We start from the raw sequence: 20,838 nt of genomic DNA, 5'->3' as shown, positions 1-20,838 counted from the left end.
GATTCTCGATGAGGGAGGGCGGCGATGAGGCGGTATCGAATGGGCGGCTGGGCCGCCGCATGCATGTGCGCAAGCTTGGCCTGGGCCGATGGCGGCGCCGCATCTGCGCCGACGCAGGCCGACGGCGTGCGGCTGGAGTGTTTGCCGTCGGGCGATGCGGCCGGCGGCTGGCGCGACTGGGTGGCGACGCGCTTGGCCTTGCGCGGTTTGGAGGAAAATCCCCACGGCGCGTGGCGGCTGTGCTTCACGGAAAGCCAGGATCAGCAATGGGTCTCTCAGCCATATGGTTGGCGCGATGAAGACGGCTGGCGCGGTCCGCCGTATCGCCTGGAAACCTGGCCGATGCTGGAGCTGACCGTGCGCGATCAGGAGGGCGGCGTAGTGTGGCGCGGCCGCGAGCGGCTGGATGGCGATCGTTCCCGGGCGCGGCAGGAGGCGGCGGCGAGGCGTTTGCTGGACAGGATGTCGCTGCCGCAGTAATAAAAATTTAATGAATGCTGAATGCTGTTATTTGTGACATTGCTGTTTTCCCGCATTGTGGCGACGGTCTCCTGAGGTAGTATCGAAAGCCTTCGCTGACATGGCCCGCAAATTGACAAGACGGGACGGCGGCTGAGGGACAAATCAGATCACTTTACACAGCCTAATCCGAGTATGAGGCGCCCGCCTGGACAGCGGGCGTCTTGTCGTTTCGGCTTGCCTCTTTGTGGGCGGCCGCGACCGGGTGTGGGCGATATACGGGACAGTAAGAAATGAGTTTGATGCGCAAGAAGAGCGTCCAGGGCATGCTGGAAACCGCTCAGACTTCGCGCGGGCTTCGGAAGGAGCTCTCCGCGTTCGACCTTACCATGCTGGGCATCGGCGCCATCATCGGCACCGGCATTTTCGTGCTGACCGGCACCGGCGCCACCATCGCCGGCCCCGGCCTGGTGCTCTCCTTCGTCATCAGCGCCTTCGCCTGTGGCTTCGCGGCGATGTGCTATGCCGAGTTCGCCTCCATGTTGCCGGTTTCCGGCTCCACCTACACCTACGCTTACGCCACCTTGGGCGAACTGATCGCCTGGATCATAGGCTGGGACTTGCTGCTGGAGTACCTGTTGGCCTCGTCCGCCGTGTCGGTGGGCTGGTCGGGCTATTTCCAGAGCTTGCTGGCCGGTTTTGGCGTCAAGCTGCCTGAGGCGCTGACCGCCGCCGCCGGCTCGGTGCCGGGCAAGGCCACCTTGTTCAATCTGCCGGCCTTCACCATCGCCATCGTCATTACCGCGCTGCTGGCCTTCGGCATCAAGGAATCCAAGCGCGTCAACAATGTGGTGGTGCTGATCAAGGTGGCCGTGGTGCTGCTGTTCATCGCCATCGGCGTGTGGCACGTCAAGCCGGCCAACTGGCAACCGGCGCTGCCTTTCGGCTTCTCCGGCGTGTTCCATGGCGCGGCCATCGTATTCTTCAGCTTCATCGGTTTTGACGCGGTGACCTGCGCGGCCGAAGAGGTGAAGGACCCGGCCAAGGATATTCCGCGCGGCGTGATCTGGTCTCTGGGCATCTGTTCGCTGCTGTATGTGATCGTGGCCGCCATCATGACCGGCATCGTGCCCTACATGCAGTTCGCCGGCGTGGATCATCCGGTGTCGCTGGCGCTGCAGGTGGCCAAGCTGGACTGGTTCGCCGGTTTCGTCGATCTGGGCGCCATTCTGGGCATGATGACGGTGATCCTGGTGATGACCTACGGCCAGACCCGCATCCTGTTCGCCATGAGCCGCGACGGCCTGCTGCCGAAGATCTTCTCGGAAGTGAATCCCAAGTACGGCACCCCGTACAAGGCCACCTGGCTGATCGGCTGCGTCATCGCCTTGCTGGCCGGCTTCGTGCCGTTGCACACGCTGGCCGAGCTGGTGAACATCGGCACGCTGGCCGCCTTCACCCTGATCTCGCTGTCGGTGATCGTGCTGCGCAAGCGCGAGCCTAACCTGCCGCGCAAATTCGTCTGCCCGGCGGTGCCGACCATTCCGGCGCTGGCCATCCTGTGCTGCGGCTTCCTGATGACCCAGCTGTCCTTGCTGACCTGGACTTGCTTCGCCGCCTGGCTGTTGATCGGCCTGGTGGTGTACTTCGGCTACTCGCGCCGCAACTCCTTGCTGCACAAGCCGGCTTAAGCGATCCTCCGTTTTTGCCTCAAGACAAAGCCCGCCGGATTCGGCGGGCTTTTTCGTTCATGGGCAGGGGCTTTTGATCACTCTCCGAACTTCACCGGCAGGCGGTCTTCTTCCACCAGTTTGGACAAGGCCTGCACCACATGGGGATCGAACTGGCTGCCGGCCCGTCCGTTGATGTATTTCATCGTGTCTTCCATGCTCCACGGCTCCTTGTAAGGGCGCTTGTTGAGCAGGGCGTCGAAGACATCGACCACGGCGACGATGCGGGCTGAGAGGGGGATGTCCTGCCCCTTGATTTTGTGCGGATAGCCATTGCCATCGAAATGCTCATGATGGCCGCCGGCGATTTCCGACCCAAGGGACAGATAGCTGGTCCCTTCCACCATCTGCGCCGACTTGAGCAGGATTTGCGCGCCGATGGCGGCATGCTGCTCCATCACCTCGCGCTCTTCCGGGTCCAGCTTGCCGGGTTTGAGCAGGATGTGGTCCGGAATGGCGACTTTGCCGATATCGTGCAGAATGCTGGCCATGCCCACCATGTCCATGAACTCGCGGTGCATCAGCTCCGGGTAGTGGTTTTCGGCCATCATTTCCGCCGCGATGGCGTCGGTCAGCTTCTGCACCCGCAGCACATGGTCGCCGGTGTCGGTGTCGCGGAATTCCGCCAGGTCCGCCAGCGCCACCACGGTGGCCTCCTGGGCGCTGCGCAGCTGGTTGTATAGGTAGAGATTGTCGTAAGCGGCCGAGATGCGCTGGCAGAATACGTCCAGCAGATCGCGCTCCACGCTTTCCAGCGGCCATTGCGGCATGAAGTGCACGGCGAACTCGCGGCGATTGCGCGAGGCGATGTAAAGCACATCGTAGGGATGCTGGAAGATGCTGCGCTTTTCCTTGAAGGCGCGATGGATCACTTCCGCCAGCTTGGGTTCGGACGACAGGTCGCCGGCCTCGGCCAGGTATTCATAGGACCCGGACACCGCCAGGATTTCCAGCTCCGGCCGGCCGCTGTGGTTTTCATTGCGCACGCACAGAATGCCGTCGGTGCCGATGTCCAGCAGTGCGCTGATCTGGCGCAGCACGCCGGAAGCGAATTCGCGCAGCGAGTGCAGTTGGTACAGGTCGGAGGCGCTTTCCAGAATTTTGGCCAGGCCCTGGCGGTTTTTCTCCAGCGACACCATGTTTTCGTAGGCGCGCAAGGAGGCGATGGTGGTGGTGAACAGCTTCTGCGTGGTCAGTTCGGTTTTGGTTTTGTAATCGTTGATGTCGTAGTTGAGGATGACTTCCTGCTCCGGCGCCTGGCCGGGCTGGCCGGTGCGCAGCACGATGCGCACCACGCTGTTGTTCAGCTCCTCGCGGATGCGGTGCACCAGCCGCAGGCCGGCGTCTTCACTTTCCATCACCACGTCCAGCATGATCAGCGCGATGTCGGCGTGCTTTTGCAGCATCTGGAAGGCTTCGCCGCCGCTGTACGCGCTCAGCAGCTCCAGCGGCCGCTCTTTGTAGCTGATGCCGCGCAGGGCGATGCGGGTGGCGGTGTGCACGTCTTTCTCGTCGTCGACGATCAGCACCTTCCATGGCTTGCGCGTTTCGGATGGGCGCGGGGTTTCGTCGCCGTCGTTGTCGTCCAGCAGCCAGTTGTCCTCTTCGGGAGGCAAGCTCTCGGTGCTCATGCCACATTCTCCTTGTGTTGGACGGTGGGGGCGATGCAGGGCATTTCCAGGGTGAAGCGGGTGCCTTGTCCTTGCTCGCTGTGGACTTCGATATTGCCGCCCAGCCTTTGCCTTACGATGTTGTAGACGATATTGAGGCCCAGGCCGCTGCCGCCGCTGCCGCGGCGGGTGGTGAAGAAGGGCTCGAAGATGCGGCCTACGTTCTCCGGCGCGATGCCTTTGCCGTTGTCGGATATATTGAGCGAAACATGCTGGTTGTCGTTGCGGTGCGCTTCTATCACGATGGCGCCGGCGATTTCGCCGCCCTCATAGCCATGAATCAAGGCATTGACCACCAGATTGGTCAGCACTTGCGCCAGCGCGCCGGGGTAACTGTCCAACAGGATATCCTCTTCGCATTGAATGTCTATGCTCACCTTGGTGTGCTTGAAGCGCGGCTTCAGGCTGGTGATCACTTCGTTCAGGTAGTCATGCAGATGAAAGCTGCGGCGCGCCTCGCTGGTCTGGTCCACCGCCACCTGCTTGAAGCTGTGGATCAGGTTGGCGGCGCGTTCGGAATTGGCCAAGATCAGCTCGCAGCATTCCTGGGCGGTTTCCAGATAGCTCTGGAAATCGCTCTTCTTGATGTTGCCGCTGTCCAGCTTGCCGGTGATGTGCGAGGTGGCGGTGCCCAGATGCGAGGCCGCCGTCAGCGTGATGCCCACCGGCGTGTTGATTTCGTGGGCGACGCCGGCCACCAGGCTGCCCAGCGAGGCCATCTTTTCCGCCTCCACCAGCGTTTCCTGCGTGGCCATCAATTGGCTGTAGGCGTGCTGTGCCTTTTCCTTTTCTTCGCGCGCGATGGCCTCGGCGGCGGTCCGCTTCACCAGGTCGGCGGCGGTGCGGGCCACGATTCGGTTGAAACCGTTGACGATGGCGCCGATCTCGTCGTCGGCCAGGTGGGTGATCTGCGCCCCGGTGGCGTCCGGCGCGCGGATGGCGGTGTTCAGCGCCTGCTGCAGCTTGGCCAGCGGCTGGAAGATGAAGCGGCGCAGGTTGAACGACATGATGAAGAAGATCAAGCCGTCCAAGAGCACGATCTGGGCCACGATGGTGATCAGGTGCTGGTCTTCGCGGGCGCGCAAGGCGTCGTGCGAGAGATAGACCGTGGCGGTGCCCAGGTGTTCTTTGCCCTGATAAATGATGGGGATGTTCAGTATGTCGTCGGTCTTGGGGCGTTCGTTGGGCAGCATGTCCCGCAGATTGCCGTTGCCGTCGCGCGTGCGGCCCAGGTTCAGGCCGCTTTCTCCCTTGACGTTGATGGCGATCACCGACGGCCAGCTCAATTCGCTGTCCAGCGCCAGGCGGACGTTCTCATCGTCCAGCTGCCAAATGCCGTGCGGCAGGGACAGCGAAAGCCTGGATTGAACTGCCGAGCGCTGAGTCTGGAAATCGTTCTGGTCTATGCTGTAGTCATGCAAATAGAAGTACAGCCCCGTCGATCCCAGAATGGTAGTGATCCATGCCATCAGCCATAGCATTAACCTTGTCTTGATGCTTTTCATGGTGCCTGTTGATTCGTACCCTCACAGTGAATCCTAGGCGGCGCGAGCGTGAATTGCTATCTGGGATCGTTCCTGCTTTCTTACGATCAGTTAAGATCGCGCGCTGAGGGCGGCTCGAGCCTGGTATCGGCCTGGGCTTTGAGCGGGAGCTTTTGCAGCAGCAGCCCTCCCAGAATCAAGGCCAGCCCGCCCAAGGTGGAGCTCAAGATGGGTTCGCCGACGATCAGGTGGATCAGCAGCAATGAAACCATCGGCGATAGGAAAATCAGATTGGCGATGCTGGCGGTGCTGCGGGTGAGCTTCATCGCCGACAGCCATAAAACGAAGGTGAATCCCATCTCCAGCGCGCCGACATAGGCTGCGCCGGCCAGGCCTTGCCAGGCGGGCAGGGCGAGCTGGCCGTGCCAGGCGCACCAGGCCAGGCTCAGCGGCAGGCTGCAGGCGAAATTGAGCGCCAGGCCGAGCACCGGCTCGCGCGCGTCGCGGGTGTTGAAGATCCAGTAGCCGGCCCACAGCAGGGTGGAGCCCAGGGCCAGCAGCACGCCGAGCTGATTGGAAAAATGCAGTTCCAGCAACTGGCCGCGGGTGCCTATCACCAATACGCCCAAATAGCAGACCAGGGCGGCGGCGGCATCGCGCGGCCGCAGTTTCTGCCCCAGCAGCGGCACCGCCAGCAGCGTCATGGTCAGCGCCCAGGTGTAGTTGATCGCCTGGGCTTCTTGCGCCGGCAGCAGAGAATAAGCCTGGAACAGCACCAGGTAATAAGCGAAGGGATTGAGCGCGCCGAACAGCAGCGAGCTTTTCCAGTGAAGGCGGAATGCGGCGATCCATTCCGGCAGTCTTTTCTGCCAAGCCAGAATGGACAACAGGGAGAGCAGCGAGGCGATGCTGGCGTACAGCACCAGCTGCATGGGGGAGAGGTACTGCAGGCTGAGCTTGAAGGCGCTGGCGACGGTGGACCAGGCCAGCACGGCGCCCAGCCCGAAGGCATAGGCTTTTTTCTGATGGTGTTGCGGCGACAACTCGGCTCTCCGGGTGATGGGCTTGCCCGGAACATGTTAACCATAAGCGCCGCTGGCGGCAAAGCGGGCGTCAGCCGCCGCTCAGCCGCCGGTTCAGCGCCTGGCTGGCGCGGCGGGCGGTTTCCGATGCGGTCAGTCCTATGGGGCCGCCGCTTTCGCGCCGGTAATCATCGCCGGCCTGGCTATGCACATGCACGGCGAGGGCGGCGCTCTCGAAGGCTGGCATGCCTTGGGCCAGCAGGGCGGCGATCAGGCCGGTCAGCACATCGCCCTGGCCGGCGGCGGCCAGCGCGGGTCCGCCGCTGGCGTTGACCAGATAAAAGCCGTCCGGCCGGACGATCAGGCTGCCCGCGCCCTTCAGCACCACCACGCAGTTGAAGCGCACGGCCAGCTTGCGGGCGTAGAGCGGGCGGTTGCTTTGGATTTCCGCGGTATCGATATTCAGCAGGCGGGCCGCTTCGGCGGGATGGGGTGTCAATACGGCAGGATGGCCTCTGGCCGCCAGCATGTCCGCCAGCGTATGGTCGGCGGCGATGAGATTGAGCGCGTCGGCGTCCAGCACCAGCGGGCCCGGCAGCGTAAGCGTGTGTCGCAGCAGGCCTTCGGCCAGCTCCTGTTGTCCCAGGCCGGGCCCGATGGCGAATACGTCGGCGCCGGGTAGGTCTGCGGACTCGTCCACCGGGCGTATCATCAATTCCGGCGCGACTGGGTCGACCGGCAGGCGATCGTCCAGCGAGCACAAAAACACTTTGCCGGCGCCGTTGAGCAGGGCGCTGCGCCCCGCCAGCAGGATGGCGCCCAGCATGCCGGGCGCGCCGCCTATGATGCTGACCGTGCCGTAGCTGCCTTTGTGGCTGTCTCTGGGGCGGGCGAGCGCGGCGGCGGAGGGCTCGTTCAATGCGCCTTCCGCCTGGGGGTAGAGCGTCGGCGGGCAGTCGAGATCGGCCAATTCCACGCGTCCGGCCAGGTCGGCGCCAGGGCCGCAGAACAAGCCGGGTTTATGGCATAGAAAAGTCAGGGTGTGTTCGGCGCGGATGGCTGCGCCCTGCGGGTGGCCGGTGTAGGGGTCCAGGCCGCTGGGGCAGTCCAGCGCCAGCGCTGGGCAGCCCAACTGATTGAGCATGGCGATGCGTTGCCGCCAAGCTTCGTCCAGCGGGCGCGACAGGCCGACGCCGAACAGGCCGTCGATCAGCAAGGCGGGCGGCTCGTAGTCCGGCTGCAAGCTCGCCAGCATGGGCAGGCCGGAGAGTTCAGCCTGTTCCCGCGCCTCCTGGCACGCGGCGCTGGCAGGCGGGGCGGGCTGGTAAACATCAATCAGATAATCGCGCTGCTGCAATTCCAGCGCGGCGTACAGGGCGTCGCCGCCGTTATTGCCGGGGCCGGCGCAGATCAGCAGCCGGCTGCCGGGCGGGGTGTGCCGGCACACCCAGTCGGCGGTCGCCAGCGCGGCGCGGCGCATCAGCCCCAGGCCCGCCGCCTCGGCGTCGGCTTCCAGCCGCCGCAGCGCTTCCAGGCTGAGTATCGGCTTGCCTTGCATGTTTATTCTCCCCAGCGTGGGGTCAGGGCATGCTCGACGCCGATCTGGTCGAGCACGCGCGACACCACGAAGTCCACCATATCGTCCACGGTTTTGGGATGAGTATAGAAGCCCGGCGCCGGGGGCAGGATCACGACGCCCATTCGCGCCAGATCCAGCATGTTTTCCAAGTGGATGGCCGACAAGGGCGTCTCGCGCGGCACCAGCACCACTTTGCGGCCTTCCTTGATGCAGACGTCGGCGGCGCGTTCGATCAGATTGTCGCTCATGCCGTGGCGGATGGCGGCCAGGGTGCCCATGGAGCAGGGGCAGACCACCATGGCGTCGGGCGGGTTGGAGCCGGAAGCGGCGGGCGCGAACCATTCTTCGCGGCCATAGACCTCGAGCAGCGCGGGATCGACAGGGTGGCGGGACAGCAGCCAGGCTTTCATCTCGGCCGGACGCGAGGGCAGGGTCAGGTCCATCTCCTGCTTGGCCACAATCTGGGCGGCTTGCGAATACAGCACCCAGGTCCGCACGCCGGCGGCGAGCAGGGTGTCGATCAGGCGCAGGCCATAGGGCAAGCCGGACGCGCCGGTCAGCGCGACGGTGACGGTTTGAGGGCGGGGTGGCATTCTTGTCTCCTGCGTGCGCCGCCCGCCGGCTTGGGCGGGGGCGCGGATCGATCAGTGATCGCGATACAGCTGGCGGTGGCGCACCAGCACCTGCTTGCCGGCGAAGGCGCGGGCCAGGTTTTCGGCGATGAACACCGAGCGGTGCTGGCCGCCGGTGCAGCCGATGGCCACCGTCAGATAGCTGCGGTTTTCCTTGTTGTAGCAGGGCAGCCACTTGGCGATCATGGCCTGGATGTCGGCTATCATCTCCGCCACTTCCGAGTGCTTGGCGAAGAAGTCGATGATGGGCTGATCGCGGCCGGTGAACGGGCGCAAGGCTTGGTCGTAGTGCGGGTTGGGCAGGCAGCGGACGTCGAAGACGAAGTCTGCGTCTTGCGGCACGCCATGTTTGAAGCCGAAGGATTGGAAGATCAGCGTCAGCTTGCCGGAGTCGGCGTCGACCAGTTCGCGCACCCAGCTGCGCAGGGCGTTGGCCGACAGCTCGCTGGTGTCGATGCGGGTGCCGAGTTCCGGCACATCGCTGAGCATTTCCTGTTCGACCTGGATCGCTTCCTCCACCGTGATGCCGGCGCCGGACAGGGGATGGCGGCGCCGGGTTTCGGAAAAGCGCTTGACCAGCGTTTCCGGGCGAGCCTCCAGAAACAGCAGGCGCACGTCTATGTTTTGCGCGCGCAGTTGCGCCACAACGTCGGGCAGGGCGCCCAGCGAGGGGCCTGAGCGGGTGTCCACGCTGATGGCGATGTCCTGGTAGCCGAAGTCGGCGTACAGCTCCAGCGCCTCGGGCAGCATGGTGGCGGGGAGATTGTCCACGCAGTAGAAGCCGGAATCCTCCAGCGCGCGCAGCGCCACCGATTTGCCGGAGCCGGACAGGCCGCTAATCAATATCAGGCGCATTTTCCTGGTCTCTCAAGAAGTTGGTGTGGCGTTCGATGAACTCCCGGGTGCTGTCTATGCCGCGCAGCTGCAGGATGTAATTGCGCACCGCGGCTTCCACCAGCACCGCCAGGTTGCGGCCGGCGGCCACGGGCAGCACCACCTTGCGCACGGTGACGCCGATGATGTCCTGGGTTTCCGACTGGATGTTGAGCCGGTCCAGCGCCTGCATCGCCTGATCGTTGGCTTTGACCAGGTGGATGATCAGCTTCAGCACCTTCTTGGGACGCACCGCGGTTTCGCCGAAGATAGTGCGGATATTGAGGATGCCGAGGCCACGAACTTCCAGGAAGTCGCGCAGCAGCGGCGGGCAGCGGCCTTCCAGCGTGTCCGGGCCGATGCGGTACAGCTCCACCGCGTCGTCCGCCACCATGCCGTGGCCGCGCGAGATCAGCTCCAGCGCCAGTTCGCTCTTGCCCATCGCCGAATCGCCCATGATCAGCACGCCGATCTCGAACACGTCGAGGAATACGCCGTGCAGCACGGTGGACACCGCCAGGGCGCGCGCCAGGTAAATGCGCAGCACGTCCATCAGATAGGGGCTTTCCAGCGTGCTGCACATCAAGGGCACATTGTGGCTGTGGCAGTAGTCGCGCAGCAGCCGCGGCACGGGCTGGCCGTTGGTCACCATCACCACCGACATGCTCTTGTGGAACAGCTGGTCCAGCGCCGTCTTGGCGGCGGACTGCTCCAGCTTGTTCAAATAGTCCACCTCGGCCAGGCCCAGCACCTGCACCCGGTTGGGGTGGATGAAGTTGAGGTGGCCCACCAGGGCGAGGGTGGGGCGCTGCTCATCGTTGCCGATGACATTGTCGGCGCCGCCTGTGCCGGCCACCCAGGTCAGGTTGAGCTTTTGCTGGTTTTCCTGATACAGCCTGCGTACGGTGATGCTAGGCATTGGGCGTCCACTCGCTGAGCAGCTGATAGAGTTCGTCGCGCATGGTGATGGTCAGCATCTTTTCGCGCATCTGGCGGCTGGAGAACATCTGCGCCAGTTCCGACAGCACTTGCAGATGCAGGTCGGTGGCGTGCTCGGGCACCAGCAGCACGAACAGGCATTGCACGGGCTTGCCGTCCGGCGCGTCGAAGGGGATGGGGGCCTTCAGGCGGATGAATACGCCGGTGGCCTCCTTCAGGCCGCGGGCCCGGCCATGGGGAATGGCCACGCCTTGGCCCAGCCCGGTGGAGCCGAGTTTTTCACGGCTGAACAGGCTGTCGAAGATTTCGCTGCGGGCGATGCCGCGGGTGTTTTCCACCAACAGGCCCACCTGCTCGAACACCCGCTTCTTGCTGGCGACGTCCAGATCCAGCAGCACGTGGTCCGGGGTCAGGATCTTGCCGATGAGGTTCATATCTTTAGTTATGCATGCGGCTTGGGGAGAAAGCTGGAATTCTACGTTGCCTTGATAGTACTGAAAACCGGCAGGCGCAAAGAAAAACGGGAACCGCCTGGTTCCCGTTGCCATTTGAGCCGCCTTACAGCGAGGCTTGCGCCTGGGAGGACTCGCCCGAGCCCACCGCGCGGTGCTCGGTCTGCTTCTCCTTGTGCTTCAGCACTTGGCGATCCAGTTTGTCCATCAACAGGTCGATGGCGGCGTACAGATCGGCTTCGGTGGCCTCGATGTGGATGTCCTTGCCGGACAGGTGTACGTTAACCTCGGCCTTCTGAACCAGCTTGTCCACCGACAGGGTGACGGAGATATCGATCACATTGTCGACGTGTCGGGTAATGCGCTCCAGTTTGCTTTCGATGTATTCGCGCAGCGACGGGGTGACTTCCAGATGCAGACCAGTAACTTTGAGGTTCATACCCTAGCTCCTTCTGGTGTTATCCGCCCGGATGGGTCGCCGGGCGGCTTGGTATTCTGCTGTGGCGCTTTACAGTGTCTTGCGCAGATTCACGGGAGGAATCTGCATGGCTTCACGATACTTGGCTACGGTGCGTCTGGCAACCTGTATTCCCAGCTTGTCCAGCGCATCGGCGATGGCGCTGTCCGACAGCGGCTTGGCCGGATTTTCCGACTCCACCATGCCGCGGATGTGGGCCTTGATCGCCGTGGCGGAGCACTCTCCGCCGCTTTCAGTTTCCAGCGAACTGCCGAAGAAATACTTGAGCTCGAACAAACCTCGCGCGCATAGCAGATACTTCTGGCTGGTCGAGCGCGAGACGGTGGATTCGTGCAGGCCGATTTCTTCGGCGATGTCGCGCAGGATCAGCGGGCGCATCGCCACTTCGCCATGTTCAAAGAACAATTGTTGACGTTCAACAATAGCTTCCGCCACTTTCAGGATGGTGTCAAACCGCTGTTGAATGTTTTTCACCAGCCAGCGCGCCTCCTGAAGCCGCCCCGACATTTCGCCGTTCTGGCCGCGGTTGTCGGCCAGCATGCGCTCATACAGCCCGTTGACGCGCAGCTTGGGCATGGCGGCGCGGTTGAGTTCGGCCACCCAGCGGCCGCGGCGTTTGCGCACGCTGATGTCGGGAATCACGTAATGGACCTCGCCCTCGACGAAGCCGGCGGCCGGGCGGGGATTGAGGCTGGCGATCTGCGTTTGCGCTTCGCGCAGCTGATCGTCGCCGCAGCCCAGCGTTTTTTTCAAGCGGGCGTAGTCGCGGTTGCCCAGCAGCGCGAGATGCTCGCGGACGATAGTCAGCGCCAGGGCGTGTCCCGGTTCTTGGCCGGGACGGCGCAGCAGCTGCAGCTCCAGCGCCTCGGCCAGCGAGCGCGCGCCCACGCCGGCGGGGTCGAACTGCTGCAGCAGGCGCAGTCCCACCGCCAGCTCGTCGCTGTCCAGCTCCAGCTCCAGCGGGATATTGCTGGCCAGCTCTTCCAGCTGCACCGGCAGATAGCCGTCATCGTCCAACTCTTCGATCAGCAGGCGCATGATGGCCCGATCGCGATCCGAGAGCGCCACCTCGCCCAACTGCGCCAGCAGATGCTCGCGCAGGGTGACCTGGCACGGCACGTTCAGCATGGGGTCGAAGTCGTCGTCGCCGGCGGCGCGGCTGCCGCCGCCCCATTCCAGCAATTCGCCGCCATCGCCGTCTCGCGCATCGTCCGCCGCGCTTTCCGCCGGCGCGTCTTCCCGGTCGGAGGGGCTATCGGCTTCGCGCGGCTCGTCGCTGTGCTCCAGCAAGGGGTTGTCGAGCAGAAAACGCTCGACTTCCGCTTGCAGATCCAGCGTGGAGAGCTGCAGCAATTTGATCGATTGTTGCAGTTGGGGCGTCAGCGTCAGCTGCTGGGAAACTTTGAGCTGGAGGGCCTGTTTCATTGCTTACAGATGGAAGTGTTCGCCGAGGTAGACCTCGCGCACTCTCTCGTTATTGACCAGTTCTTCGGGTTCGCCGGAAGCCAGCACCGAGCCGTCGCTGATGATGTAGGCGCGGTCGCAGATGCGCAGCGTTTCGCGGACGTTGTGGTCGGTGATCAGCACGCCGATGCCGCGGCCCTTGAGGAAGGAGATGATCTTCTGGATGTCGATCACCGCGATCGGGTCCACGCCGGCGAACGGCTCGTCCAGCAGGATGAAGCGCGGACGGGTGGCCAGCACGCGGGCGATCTCCACGCGGCGGCGCTCGCCGCCGGACAGCGACAAGGCATTGCTGTCGCGCAAGTGGGCGATGTTGAGGTCGTCCAGCAGCAGGTCCAGCTCTTTTTCCAGCTGTTTGCCCTTGCGGCCAGAAATCTCCAGGATGGCGGCGATGTTCTCTTCCACCGTCATGCGGCGGAAGATGGAAGCTTCTTGCGGCAAATAGCCCAGGCCCATCTGCGCGCGCTGGTGGATGGCGTAGTGGGTGATGCTTTCGCCGTCGAGCTGGATTTCGCCGTCGTCGGCGCCGATCAGGCCGACGATCATGTAGAAGCTGGTGGTTTTGCCGGCGCCGTTGGGGCCGAGCAGGCCGACGACTTCGCCGCTGGAGATCTGCAGCGAGACGTCTTTGACCACGGTGCGCTTCTTGAAGCGCTTTTTCAGGTGGGCGACGGAGAGGGTGCTGGGCTTCATGGTCATGGCTTGGCGCTCCCTGCCGCCGGCTTGCTGGCAGCGGCGGGCTGGGAGGCGGTTTTCTTCGGCTGGATGATCACGGTGGTGCGGCCTTGCGCGCCGGCCGCCGCGCCGCCGCCGACCACTTCATAGGTTTGATCCAGCGTGTTGTAGCGGATGATCGTGCCGATGGAGAGGTCGCCATTGCGCTTGACGCGGGCATTGCCGGTCAGCACCGCCAGGTTCTTGGCGCTGTCGTAATCCAGCTGGCTGGTTTGGCCTTCCACCCAGCCTTGGTTGTTATCCATCTTTTGACGGAAAGTCACGATGCGGCCGGTGGCGTGCAGCGTCTGATTGCCGGCCTTGTCTTGGGTGACGACTAATCTGTCGGAGTTCAGGCGCAAGGTGCCTTGCACCACCACCACATTGCCGGAGCAGGTGGACACGCCCTTGATCTGATCCATTACGCAGCCGTTGTCGCTGGTGATTTCCACTGGTTTGTCGCGGTCGGCCAGCTCGGCGTGCGCCAAAGCGGAAGCGGCCAGCAGCAGGCTGGCCAGCAGAGTGCGGGTGTTATTTGGCATAGATGATCTTGGTCTTGGAGAGCAGATTGAGCAGGCCCAATTGCTGTTGATAAACGAACCCGATGGAGTGGGCCTCCGATTTTCCTTGGTAGGCCACCGACGGCGCTTGGGAGCTGGCGACATTCTTGGCGGTGTCCACCAGCATGGCGCTGCTCTGCAAGCGGGTTTCCGGCTGTTTGCTGTCGGCGGGCTTGATCAGCGTGACCTTCTTGTCGAAGTACGCTTGCCGGGTTTTGTTGTTGTAGCGGCCGCTGTCGCCGATGACATGGTATTGCATCACGCCTTGCTGATACTGGAACAGCTCGGGGTGTTCGAAGAAAGCGTCCGGCTTGCTGGGGTATTGCCACATTCGGTCCGCGATCATCCGGTCCTGCAGCTTGCCTTGCGGATCGTAGCGGGTGGCGGTGATATGTTCGGCCACGTATTCCGGTTTGTCGGGGTCGAGATCGCGCTTGTGGGTGTCCCAGCGCGAAATCTGGTCCAGCCATAGCGTCAGCATGGCGGTGAGGCCGATCAGCAGCACCGGAAACAGGCGATGTGAGCGCAGCAGTCGGTTCATTCCAGATATCCGTTCACGATGGCGTCGAAGGTGCCTTGCGCCTGCATGATCATTTCGGTCAGCTCGCGCACCGCGCCATGGCCGCCGGGATTGCCGGTGACGTAATGGCAATGCTGACGAACCTGCGGCGGCGCTTCCGGCACGGCGACGGCCAGGCCGACGCGGGTCAGGATGGGCAGGTCGATCAGATCGTCGCCGATGAAGGCGCATTGCTCGGCGGTCAGGCCGGTCTTTTTCAATACGTCGGCCAGCGCCACCTTCTTGTCGTGGACGCCGCCATAGTAGTGGTCGATCTTCAGCGCCTTGGCGCGATGTTCGACGCAACGGTCGGCGCGGCCGGAGATGATGGCCAGTTGCACGCCGGTGGATTGCAGCAGGCGCAGGCCGAGGCCGTCTTGCACATAGAACGATTTGCTCTCTTCGCCCTGGGCGTTGTAGTAGATGCGGCCGTCGGTCATGACGCCGTCCACATCCATGATCAGCAGCTTCACCTTGCGGGCCTGCTCGGAAATCATTCGCATGCTTGTTCCTAATAGCCCTCCGCCTTCAGACGGAGGGTGAAATCAAAAGACGCCTTCGCGCAACAGATCGTGCATGTGGATCACGCCGGCGAGTTTGCCTGCGTCGTCCACGGCTACCAGGCTGGTGATCTGCTTTTCCTTCATCACGAAGCCCGCTTCCGCGGCCAGCTTGTCTTGATGGATGGTGCGCGGAGTCGGGCTCATCACCTCATCGATTTTCAAACTGTAGACATCGGCGGCATTGGCCAGCGTGCGGCGCAAATCGCCGTCGGTATAGATGCCCAGCAGCGCATTGTCCGCATCGCAAACCGTCACCATGCCCAGCCGCTTCTGCGACATTTCCAGCAGCGCGTCCTTCAGCAGCGTGCCGGGCGCGACGCGCGGCAGGGCGTCGCCGCTGTGCATCAGATCGCGCACATGCACCAGCAGGCGGCGACCCAGGCTGCCGCCGGGATGGGACAGCGCGAAATCGCTCTTGCCGAAGCCGCGCACTTCCATCAGCGTGACCGCCAGCGCGTCGCCCAGCGCGATCTGCGCCGTAGTGCTGGTGGTGGGCGCCAGATTCAGCGGGCAGGCCTCGCGCTCCACGTGGGTGTGCAGCAGAATGTCCGCCGCTTGCGCCAGCGAGGAGTCTTCCCGGCCGGAAATGGCGATCAGCTTGCTGCCTTTCAGCTTGAGCGCCGGCAGCAGAGAGACCACCTCGCCGGACTCGCCCGAATTGGACAGCGCGATCACGATGTCGCCGCCGGTGATCATGCCCAGGTCGCCATGCGCGGCCTCGGCCGGATGGACGAAAAAGGCCGGCGTGCCGGTGCTGGCCAGCGTGGCGGCGATCTTGCGGCCGACATGGCCGGATTTGCCCATGCCGGTGACGATCACCCGGCCCCGGCAGGACAGGATGGCGTCCACGGCTTCGAGAAAATCGCCATTCAATTTCTCCGCCAGCGTGGAGAGGGCTGAGGCTTCCGTGCACAGAACTTCGCGCGCCAATTCCAGGCGGCGGGAGGCGTGAATTTTTTCCATAAGGCAAAAGTATATCAAAGGTTATAATCGATTGACGCGGGTGCTGGTGCAACTTTTGCTTGGCGGTCGCAGTTTTCCCTGTCCAAACCTGTCGCGGGAGATCCGATCGCCGATGCATTCCATGGCCCCCATTGTTCTCGTTCTGCTGGCCGCCGTCCTGGTGGTGACCTTGTGCCGCAGCCTGAAAGTGCCGGCCATGCTGGGCTACCTGGTGGTGGGCTTCCTGGCCGGGCCGGGGGTGATGAGCCTGATTCCGCAAGGCGAGGAAACCGCGTTTCTGGGCGAGATCGGCATCGTCTTCATGATGTTCACCATAGGCCTGGAGTTTTCCTTGCCCAGGCTGAAAGCGATGCGGCAGCTGGTGTTCGGCATGGGATTCGCCCAGGTGGCGGCCACCATGCTGCTGGTGGCGCTCGCCATCGGCTTTGTCAGCGGCAGCGCCTTGACCGGCTTTGCCATCGGCGGGGCGCTGGCGATGTCGTCCACCGCCATCGTCAGCAAACTGCTGACTGAAAGACTGGAGCTGACGCAGCCGCATGGCCAGCTGGCCATAGGCGTGCTGCTGTTCCAGGATATCGCCGTCGTCCCCTTGCTGATCCTGTTGCCGGCTTTCGCCGGCGGCAGCGAAACCTTATGGCTGGACTTGGCCAAGGCCGGCGGCAAAGTGATGGTGGTGCTGGCCTTGCTGTTGTTTTTCGGCCAGCGGCTGGTGCGGCCCTGGTTTCACCTGGTGGCGCGGCAGCGCTCCGGCGAGCTGTTCATGATCAATGTGCTGCTGGTCACGCTGGGCGTGGCCTGGCTCACCGAGTTGTCGGGCCTGAGCCTGGCCCTGGGCGCTTTCGTGGCCGGCATGCTGATCTCGGAAACCGAATACCGCTACCAGGTGGAAGAGGACATCAAGCCTTTCCGCGACATTCTGCTGGGCTTCTTCTTTATAACGGTCGGCATGCGGCTGGAGCTGTCGGTCTTGTTCAGCCGCTTCGGCGAAGTGTTGCTGATGCTGTTGCTGTTGCTGCCCTTGAAGCTGGGCGTGGTGCTGGGCTTGGGGCGCATGCTCGGCCATCGCGCCAATGATTCGATGCGCGCCGCGCTGGCGCTGGCGCAAGGCGGCGAATTCGGCTTCGTGCTGCTGGCATTGTCGATGAATCTCAAGCTGGTGGCCGCGCCGATGGCGCAGGCCGCCATCGCCGCCATCCTGATCTCCATGCTGATCGCGCCTTTCCTGATCATGCACGGCGAACGCATCACCCGCCGCCTGATCAAGCAGGACTGGATGCTGCAATCGCTGGACCTGCACCAGATGCTGGTGGCAAGCATGAGCAAGAGCGAGCACGTGCTGATTTGCGGCTATGGCCGCAGCGGCCAGGCGCTGGCGCGGCTGCTGGAGGCGGAAAACATCAATCTGTTCGCTCTGGACATGGACCCGGAGCGGGTGCGCGAGGCCGGCGAGGCGGGCGATCAGGTGGTGTTCGGCGATGCCGGCAAGAAAGAGGTGCTGATCGCCGCCGGCCTGATGCGGGCCAAGGTGGTGGTGGTGACTTTCGCCGACACCCACGCCGCCCTGCGCATTCTGCACGCGGTGCGCGAGGTGCGGCCTGAGCTGCCGGTCATTGTGCGCACAGTGGACGACAGCGAGATGGATGTGCTGCGCGGCGCGGGCGCGGACGAGGTGGTGGCCGAGGTGATGGAGGGCAGCCTGATGCTGGCTTCGCAGGCCTTGATGGAGGCCGGCGTGCCGCCCAGCCGCGTGTTGCGCCGCATCCGGGCGGTGCGGGAGGAGCGCTACGACCTGTTCCGCGGCTTTTTCCGCGGCAGCAGCGATGAGGTGGAGAGTCTGGACGAGGCGCTGGTGCCGCGCCTGCTCAGCGTGCAGGTTTGCGGCGGGGCGGCGGCGATCGGCCATCCCTTGGGCGCGTTGAAGCTGGCCGAATTGGGTGTGGAAATCAAGGCGATCCGCCGCCAGCGCGCCAGGCGGACAGACTTTGACGACGCTTTCGAGATATCGCCCGACGATGTGCTGGTGCTGCTGGGCACGCCGGAGCAACTGGCCTTGGCGGAGTCGAGGATTCTGCAAGGCGACTGATGTTGTCCCTCAACGACCCAGGCATCGCAGGATGCAAACGACAAAGCCCCGAGATTCGGGGCTTTGTCATTGAGGCGGGAACGATCAAGGCAGAATGGTGGTGATCTGCTTTTTCAGCTGTTGCTTGAGCGCCTGCTGTTTCTCGCCCTCGGTTTTCTTGCCTTTCACCATCGCATTGAAATCCAGCGCGTAAACCGGCGCGTTGATCGGCCCCGTGATCTTCAGCGGCACATTGACGCCTTTGAAGCGGGCGAACTCTTGCGGGTTGGCCTGCACGTCCATGGTGTAGTCGACGATGCTTTGCTTCAGGTCGATCTTGCCGCCGCCGTTCACATTCACCAGCTGCGAGGCCAGCTTCAGGTCCTGGCTGCGGGCGATGCCCTTGTCCAGCTTGAGGCTGGTGGACAGCGTGGAGAAGGTGGTTTTCTGATCGTTCTGCGCCGCGCTGTTCCATTCCTTCAACTCGGCAGGCAGGTTCTTCAGCGCCGCCACCAAGTCAATCCCGGACAGCGCGCCGTTGTTGAGGCTGAACGCCGCCTCGCCGCTCAGCGTGTTGCGCAGCTCGGCGAAGGATTTGCCGTCGGCGCTGATGGCGATCTTGCCGTTGCCCTTGCCGTCCAGGCGATTGAAGTTGAACAGGTCTATCAGCAGCGGGCGGATCTTCATGCCCTGCAGGGTCTGCTTGACCTCCAGGCGCGGCACGTCGCGGCGGCTCAGCGTGGCGTCGCCTTGCAAGCGGCCGTCGTAGATGTCCGCCGACATCTGGTCCAGCTCCAGCTCGCGCGGATTGATGCGGACGTTGCTGCTGATGTGGTTGATGCGGAAGCGGCCCATTTCCAGTTCGCCGATGGCGACCTTGCCGTTCAGGTCGAAGAAGTCCAGCCAGTCGAGCGGAATCTCGTTGGTGTTCTGGAAGATGGCGACCGGATCGCCCTGGGTTTCCGGCAGATAGCGGTTCAGGTCCAGCTTGCCTATGGTCAGCATCGCTTCATGGCGCGGCTTGATCAAGCCGTACTGGGTCAGGCTGGCGGCGACGTCCGAGCCGTCGAGCTTGCCGGAAACGCGCAGGTTCAGGCGCGGCTCGTCGATATCGCCGTCCAGCGAGCCCGCCATGCTGGCGATCAGCCGTCCGCGGGGCAGCGCGGGAGTGGTGATGGTGCTGGTCAGGTTGATAGGCTGCATTTGCAGCTGGTTCATGCCGGCCAGCGAGAAGGGCGCGTTGAGTTTGACGTTGACCTTGGTGCTGCCGGCCTGCCAGTTGAACTCGCCGTCCAGCTTGTCCGCGTACAGGCCGCCTTCGCTCAGCTTGAGATTGTCCAGCGCGGCTTGCAATTGATATTGGCTGCGGGCGTAGCTGAGCTTGGCACTGAGCGTCCCGCCGGGCATGGAGAGCTCGCGCAGGCTGGCGTTGACTTGCGGCAGCGTCAGCTTCACTTCGCTGCTTGGGCGCTCGCTGGTGAAGGTGAAGGCGACATTGCTGCCGGTTGCCTGCAGCGAGGCGAAGTTGAGTTTGTACTGGCCGCTGACGGCCAGCTTGGTTTCGCCCAGCCCCTGGATATTGCTGATGGCGATGGCGTCCAGTTCCGGCAGGCTGACCTGATCGTCCAGGATGGTCAGCGGAGTGTTGATGGCCAGGCGGACCGGGCGCTTGTCGTCTTCCAGCAGCGCGCCGGCGCTGAGGCTGGCGGTGCCGCGCAAGCCTTCCGCATCCAGGCTGATGCTGGAGAGGCGCTTGTCGGTATGGGTGGGCTGGTCGGATAGCAGCAGGGTGCCTTCGCGCAGGCGCAGGCGGTCCAGTTTGACGCTGTAGCCTTCCTGGCTGCGGCGTTGGAACAGATCGGCGATGTTCAGCTGCCCATCCAGGCCTCTGGAAAGCGTCAGATTGGGGCCGTACAGCTCCAGCCCTTTGATTTCGCGATTGCCGGCCAATAGCGGAATCCATGCCAGCGACACGCGCATCAATTCCGCGCGCGCGAAGATGGCGGAAGGCTGGCCAGCTTCGCTGACGCTGATTTTTTCTACATCGATGCCGGGATAAGGGAAAACGGTAGGCGTGATGCGGCCGTCTATGCGCACATTGCGGCCATTTTCTTTTAGGGCGTGGGTCAGAGCGCCGCGCACGGCGGCTTCGTCGAATTGCCAGTAGATCAAGGCTTGGATCGATACCAGCAGCAAGACCACGGCGGCGGAGCCGTAAGTCGCGATTCTTAACCACAGCCGGCCGGAGTTCAATTTCATTGGAGATCGCTCAGGATAGGCCATGCATGCAGGGTTGGGATGATATAGCGCAAGTCAGTGGAGCGGGTGAAGGGAATCGAACCCTCGTCGTAAGCTTGGGAAGCTTCTGCTCTACCATTGAGCTACACCCGCGCGCTTCGCTAGAGCCCCCGAATTTAGCGGGTTTCAGCAGGGTTGGCAAGGTTTTGCGGCGCAGCAAATCCATTCACTGAAGCGGATTTTGCAGTGGCTACGGATTTTTTCCTGGCTAAGTAGTTGATGTAAAAAGATTCATGAGATTTGACTGTGCGAAGTCAGTCCGCTGGATGTTAGCGGGCAAAAGCAATCACCAGGCATTTTGACCAGCCGCGTATTGTTGCCTTTCTGAGCGGCGAGG

At 63.2% G+C, this 20,838-nt stretch carries 19 protein-coding genes and 1 tRNA gene; 3 read left to right on the top strand and 17 right to left on the bottom strand.

The genetic code is table 11. The annotated features are described in order from the left end of the window. Positions 1-24: 24 nt before the first annotated feature. Entirely contained in the window at positions 25-480 is a 456-nt protein-coding gene (locus NKT35_RS00285; protein WP_254297814.1) for a hypothetical protein, read from the top strand. 281 nt (positions 481-761) lie between these two features. After that, entirely contained in the window at positions 762-2,150 is a 1,389-nt protein-coding gene (gene bcaP / locus NKT35_RS00280) for a branched-chain amino acid transporter BcaP (protein ID WP_305883453.1), read from the top strand. Positions 2,151-2,227: 77 nt separating this feature from the next. On the opposite strand, the gene NKT35_RS00275 is transcribed toward bcaP, so the two are convergent. The 15 genes from NKT35_RS00275 to NKT35_RS00205 form a co-directional block, all read right to left on the bottom strand. Then, complete coding sequence (locus tag NKT35_RS00275; RefSeq protein WP_254297812.1) at positions 2,228-3,820, bottom strand: DUF3369 domain-containing protein; 1,593 nt, start codon at positions 3,818-3,820, stop codon at positions 2,228-2,230. Then, a complete protein-coding gene (locus tag NKT35_RS00270; RefSeq protein WP_254297811.1) occupies positions 3,817-5,328 on the bottom strand; it encodes a sensor histidine kinase in 1,512 nt (503 codons plus the stop codon). Before NKT35_RS00270 ends, NKT35_RS00275 begins: the two co-directional genes overlap by 4 nt. Positions 5,329-5,450: 122 nt before the next feature. Next, entirely contained in the window at positions 5,451-6,386 is a 936-nt protein-coding gene (locus NKT35_RS00265; protein ID WP_254297810.1) for a DMT family transporter, read from the bottom strand. 70 nt (positions 6,387-6,456) lie between these two features. Then, positions 6,457-7,923 (bottom strand): NAD(P)H-hydrate dehydratase, encoded by a 1,467-nt coding sequence (locus tag NKT35_RS00260; RefSeq protein ID WP_254297809.1) that lies wholly within the window; start codon positions 7,921-7,923, stop codon positions 6,457-6,459. 2 nt (positions 7,924-7,925) lie between these two features. After that, complete coding sequence (locus tag NKT35_RS00255) at positions 7,926-8,537, bottom strand: flavin prenyltransferase UbiX (protein ID WP_254297808.1); 612 nt, start codon at positions 8,535-8,537, stop codon at positions 7,926-7,928. A gap of 51 nt (positions 8,538-8,588) precedes the next feature. Beyond that, positions 8,589-9,431 (bottom strand): RNase adapter RapZ, encoded by an 843-nt coding sequence (rapZ, locus tag NKT35_RS00250; RefSeq protein ID WP_254297807.1) that lies wholly within the window; start codon positions 9,429-9,431, stop codon positions 8,589-8,591. Continuing rightward, on the bottom strand, positions 9,412-10,368 hold the full coding sequence (hprK, locus tag NKT35_RS00245; protein ID WP_254297806.1) for an HPr(Ser) kinase/phosphatase: 957 nt from the start codon (positions 10,366-10,368) through the stop codon (positions 9,412-9,414). The genes rapZ and hprK overlap by 20 nt, the downstream gene beginning before the upstream one ends. Then, on the bottom strand, positions 10,361-10,822 hold the full coding sequence (ptsN, locus tag NKT35_RS00240; RefSeq protein WP_254297805.1) for a PTS IIA-like nitrogen regulatory protein PtsN: 462 nt from the start codon (positions 10,820-10,822) through the stop codon (positions 10,361-10,363). The genes hprK and ptsN overlap by 8 nt, the downstream gene beginning before the upstream one ends. Before the next feature lie 124 nt (positions 10,823-10,946). After that, positions 10,947-11,279 carry a ribosome hibernation-promoting factor, HPF/YfiA family gene (hpf, locus tag NKT35_RS00235; RefSeq protein ID WP_254297804.1) on the bottom strand — a complete coding sequence of 111 codons (333 nt, stop codon included), beginning with the start codon at positions 11,277-11,279 and terminating at the stop codon, positions 10,947-10,949. 69 nt (positions 11,280-11,348) lie between these two features. After that, positions 11,349-12,743: an RNA polymerase factor sigma-54 gene (locus NKT35_RS00230; RefSeq protein ID WP_254297803.1), complete on the bottom strand. Its 1,395-nt coding sequence runs from the start codon at positions 12,741-12,743 to the stop codon at positions 11,349-11,351. Between the two features lie 3 nt (positions 12,744-12,746). Next, on the bottom strand, positions 12,747-13,475 hold the full coding sequence (gene lptB, locus NKT35_RS00225; protein WP_371926518.1) for an LPS export ABC transporter ATP-binding protein: 729 nt from the start codon (positions 13,473-13,475) through the stop codon (positions 12,747-12,749). Positions 13,476-13,477: 2 nt separating this feature from the next. Continuing rightward, positions 13,478-14,038, bottom strand: a complete 561-nt coding sequence (lptA, locus tag NKT35_RS00220; RefSeq protein WP_254297801.1) for a lipopolysaccharide transport periplasmic protein LptA — start codon at positions 14,036-14,038, stop codon at positions 13,478-13,480. Next, complete coding sequence (gene lptC, locus NKT35_RS00215; protein ID WP_254297800.1) at positions 14,028-14,597, bottom strand: LPS export ABC transporter periplasmic protein LptC; 570 nt, start codon at positions 14,595-14,597, stop codon at positions 14,028-14,030. The genes lptA and lptC overlap by 11 nt, the downstream gene beginning before the upstream one ends. Then, a complete protein-coding gene (locus NKT35_RS00210; RefSeq protein ID WP_254297799.1) occupies positions 14,594-15,118 on the bottom strand; it encodes a KdsC family phosphatase in 525 nt (174 codons plus the stop codon). Before NKT35_RS00210 ends, lptC begins: the two co-directional genes overlap by 4 nt. A gap of 42 nt (positions 15,119-15,160) precedes the next feature. Then, on the bottom strand, positions 15,161-16,141 hold the full coding sequence (locus NKT35_RS00205; protein ID WP_254297798.1) for a KpsF/GutQ family sugar-phosphate isomerase: 981 nt from the start codon (positions 16,139-16,141) through the stop codon (positions 15,161-15,163). 112 nt (positions 16,142-16,253) lie between these two features. Between NKT35_RS00205 and NKT35_RS00200 the strand changes: the two genes are divergently transcribed. Further along, positions 16,254-18,224, top strand: coding sequence for a monovalent cation:proton antiporter family protein (locus NKT35_RS00200; protein ID WP_254297797.1), 1,971 nt, complete (start codon positions 16,254-16,256; stop codon positions 18,222-18,224). Positions 18,225-18,308: 84 nt separating this feature from the next. Here the strand turns inward: NKT35_RS00200 and NKT35_RS00195 are convergent, their stop codons facing one another. Further along, positions 18,309-20,462: an AsmA family protein gene (locus tag NKT35_RS00195; RefSeq protein WP_254297796.1), complete on the bottom strand. Its 2,154-nt coding sequence runs from the start codon at positions 20,460-20,462 to the stop codon at positions 18,309-18,311. A gap of 58 nt (positions 20,463-20,520) precedes the next feature. Further along, positions 20,521-20,594, bottom strand: a tRNA-Gly gene (locus NKT35_RS00190). Positions 20,595-20,838: the final 244 nt, after the last annotated feature.

It is taken from the genome of Chromobacterium sp. IIBBL 290-4 (assembly GCF_024207115.1).
GTDB lineage: Bacteria > Pseudomonadota > Gammaproteobacteria > Burkholderiales > Chromobacteriaceae > Chromobacterium.
Note: the sequence above shows the minus strand (reverse complement) of the source record. Positions and strands in the feature narration are given on the sequence as shown.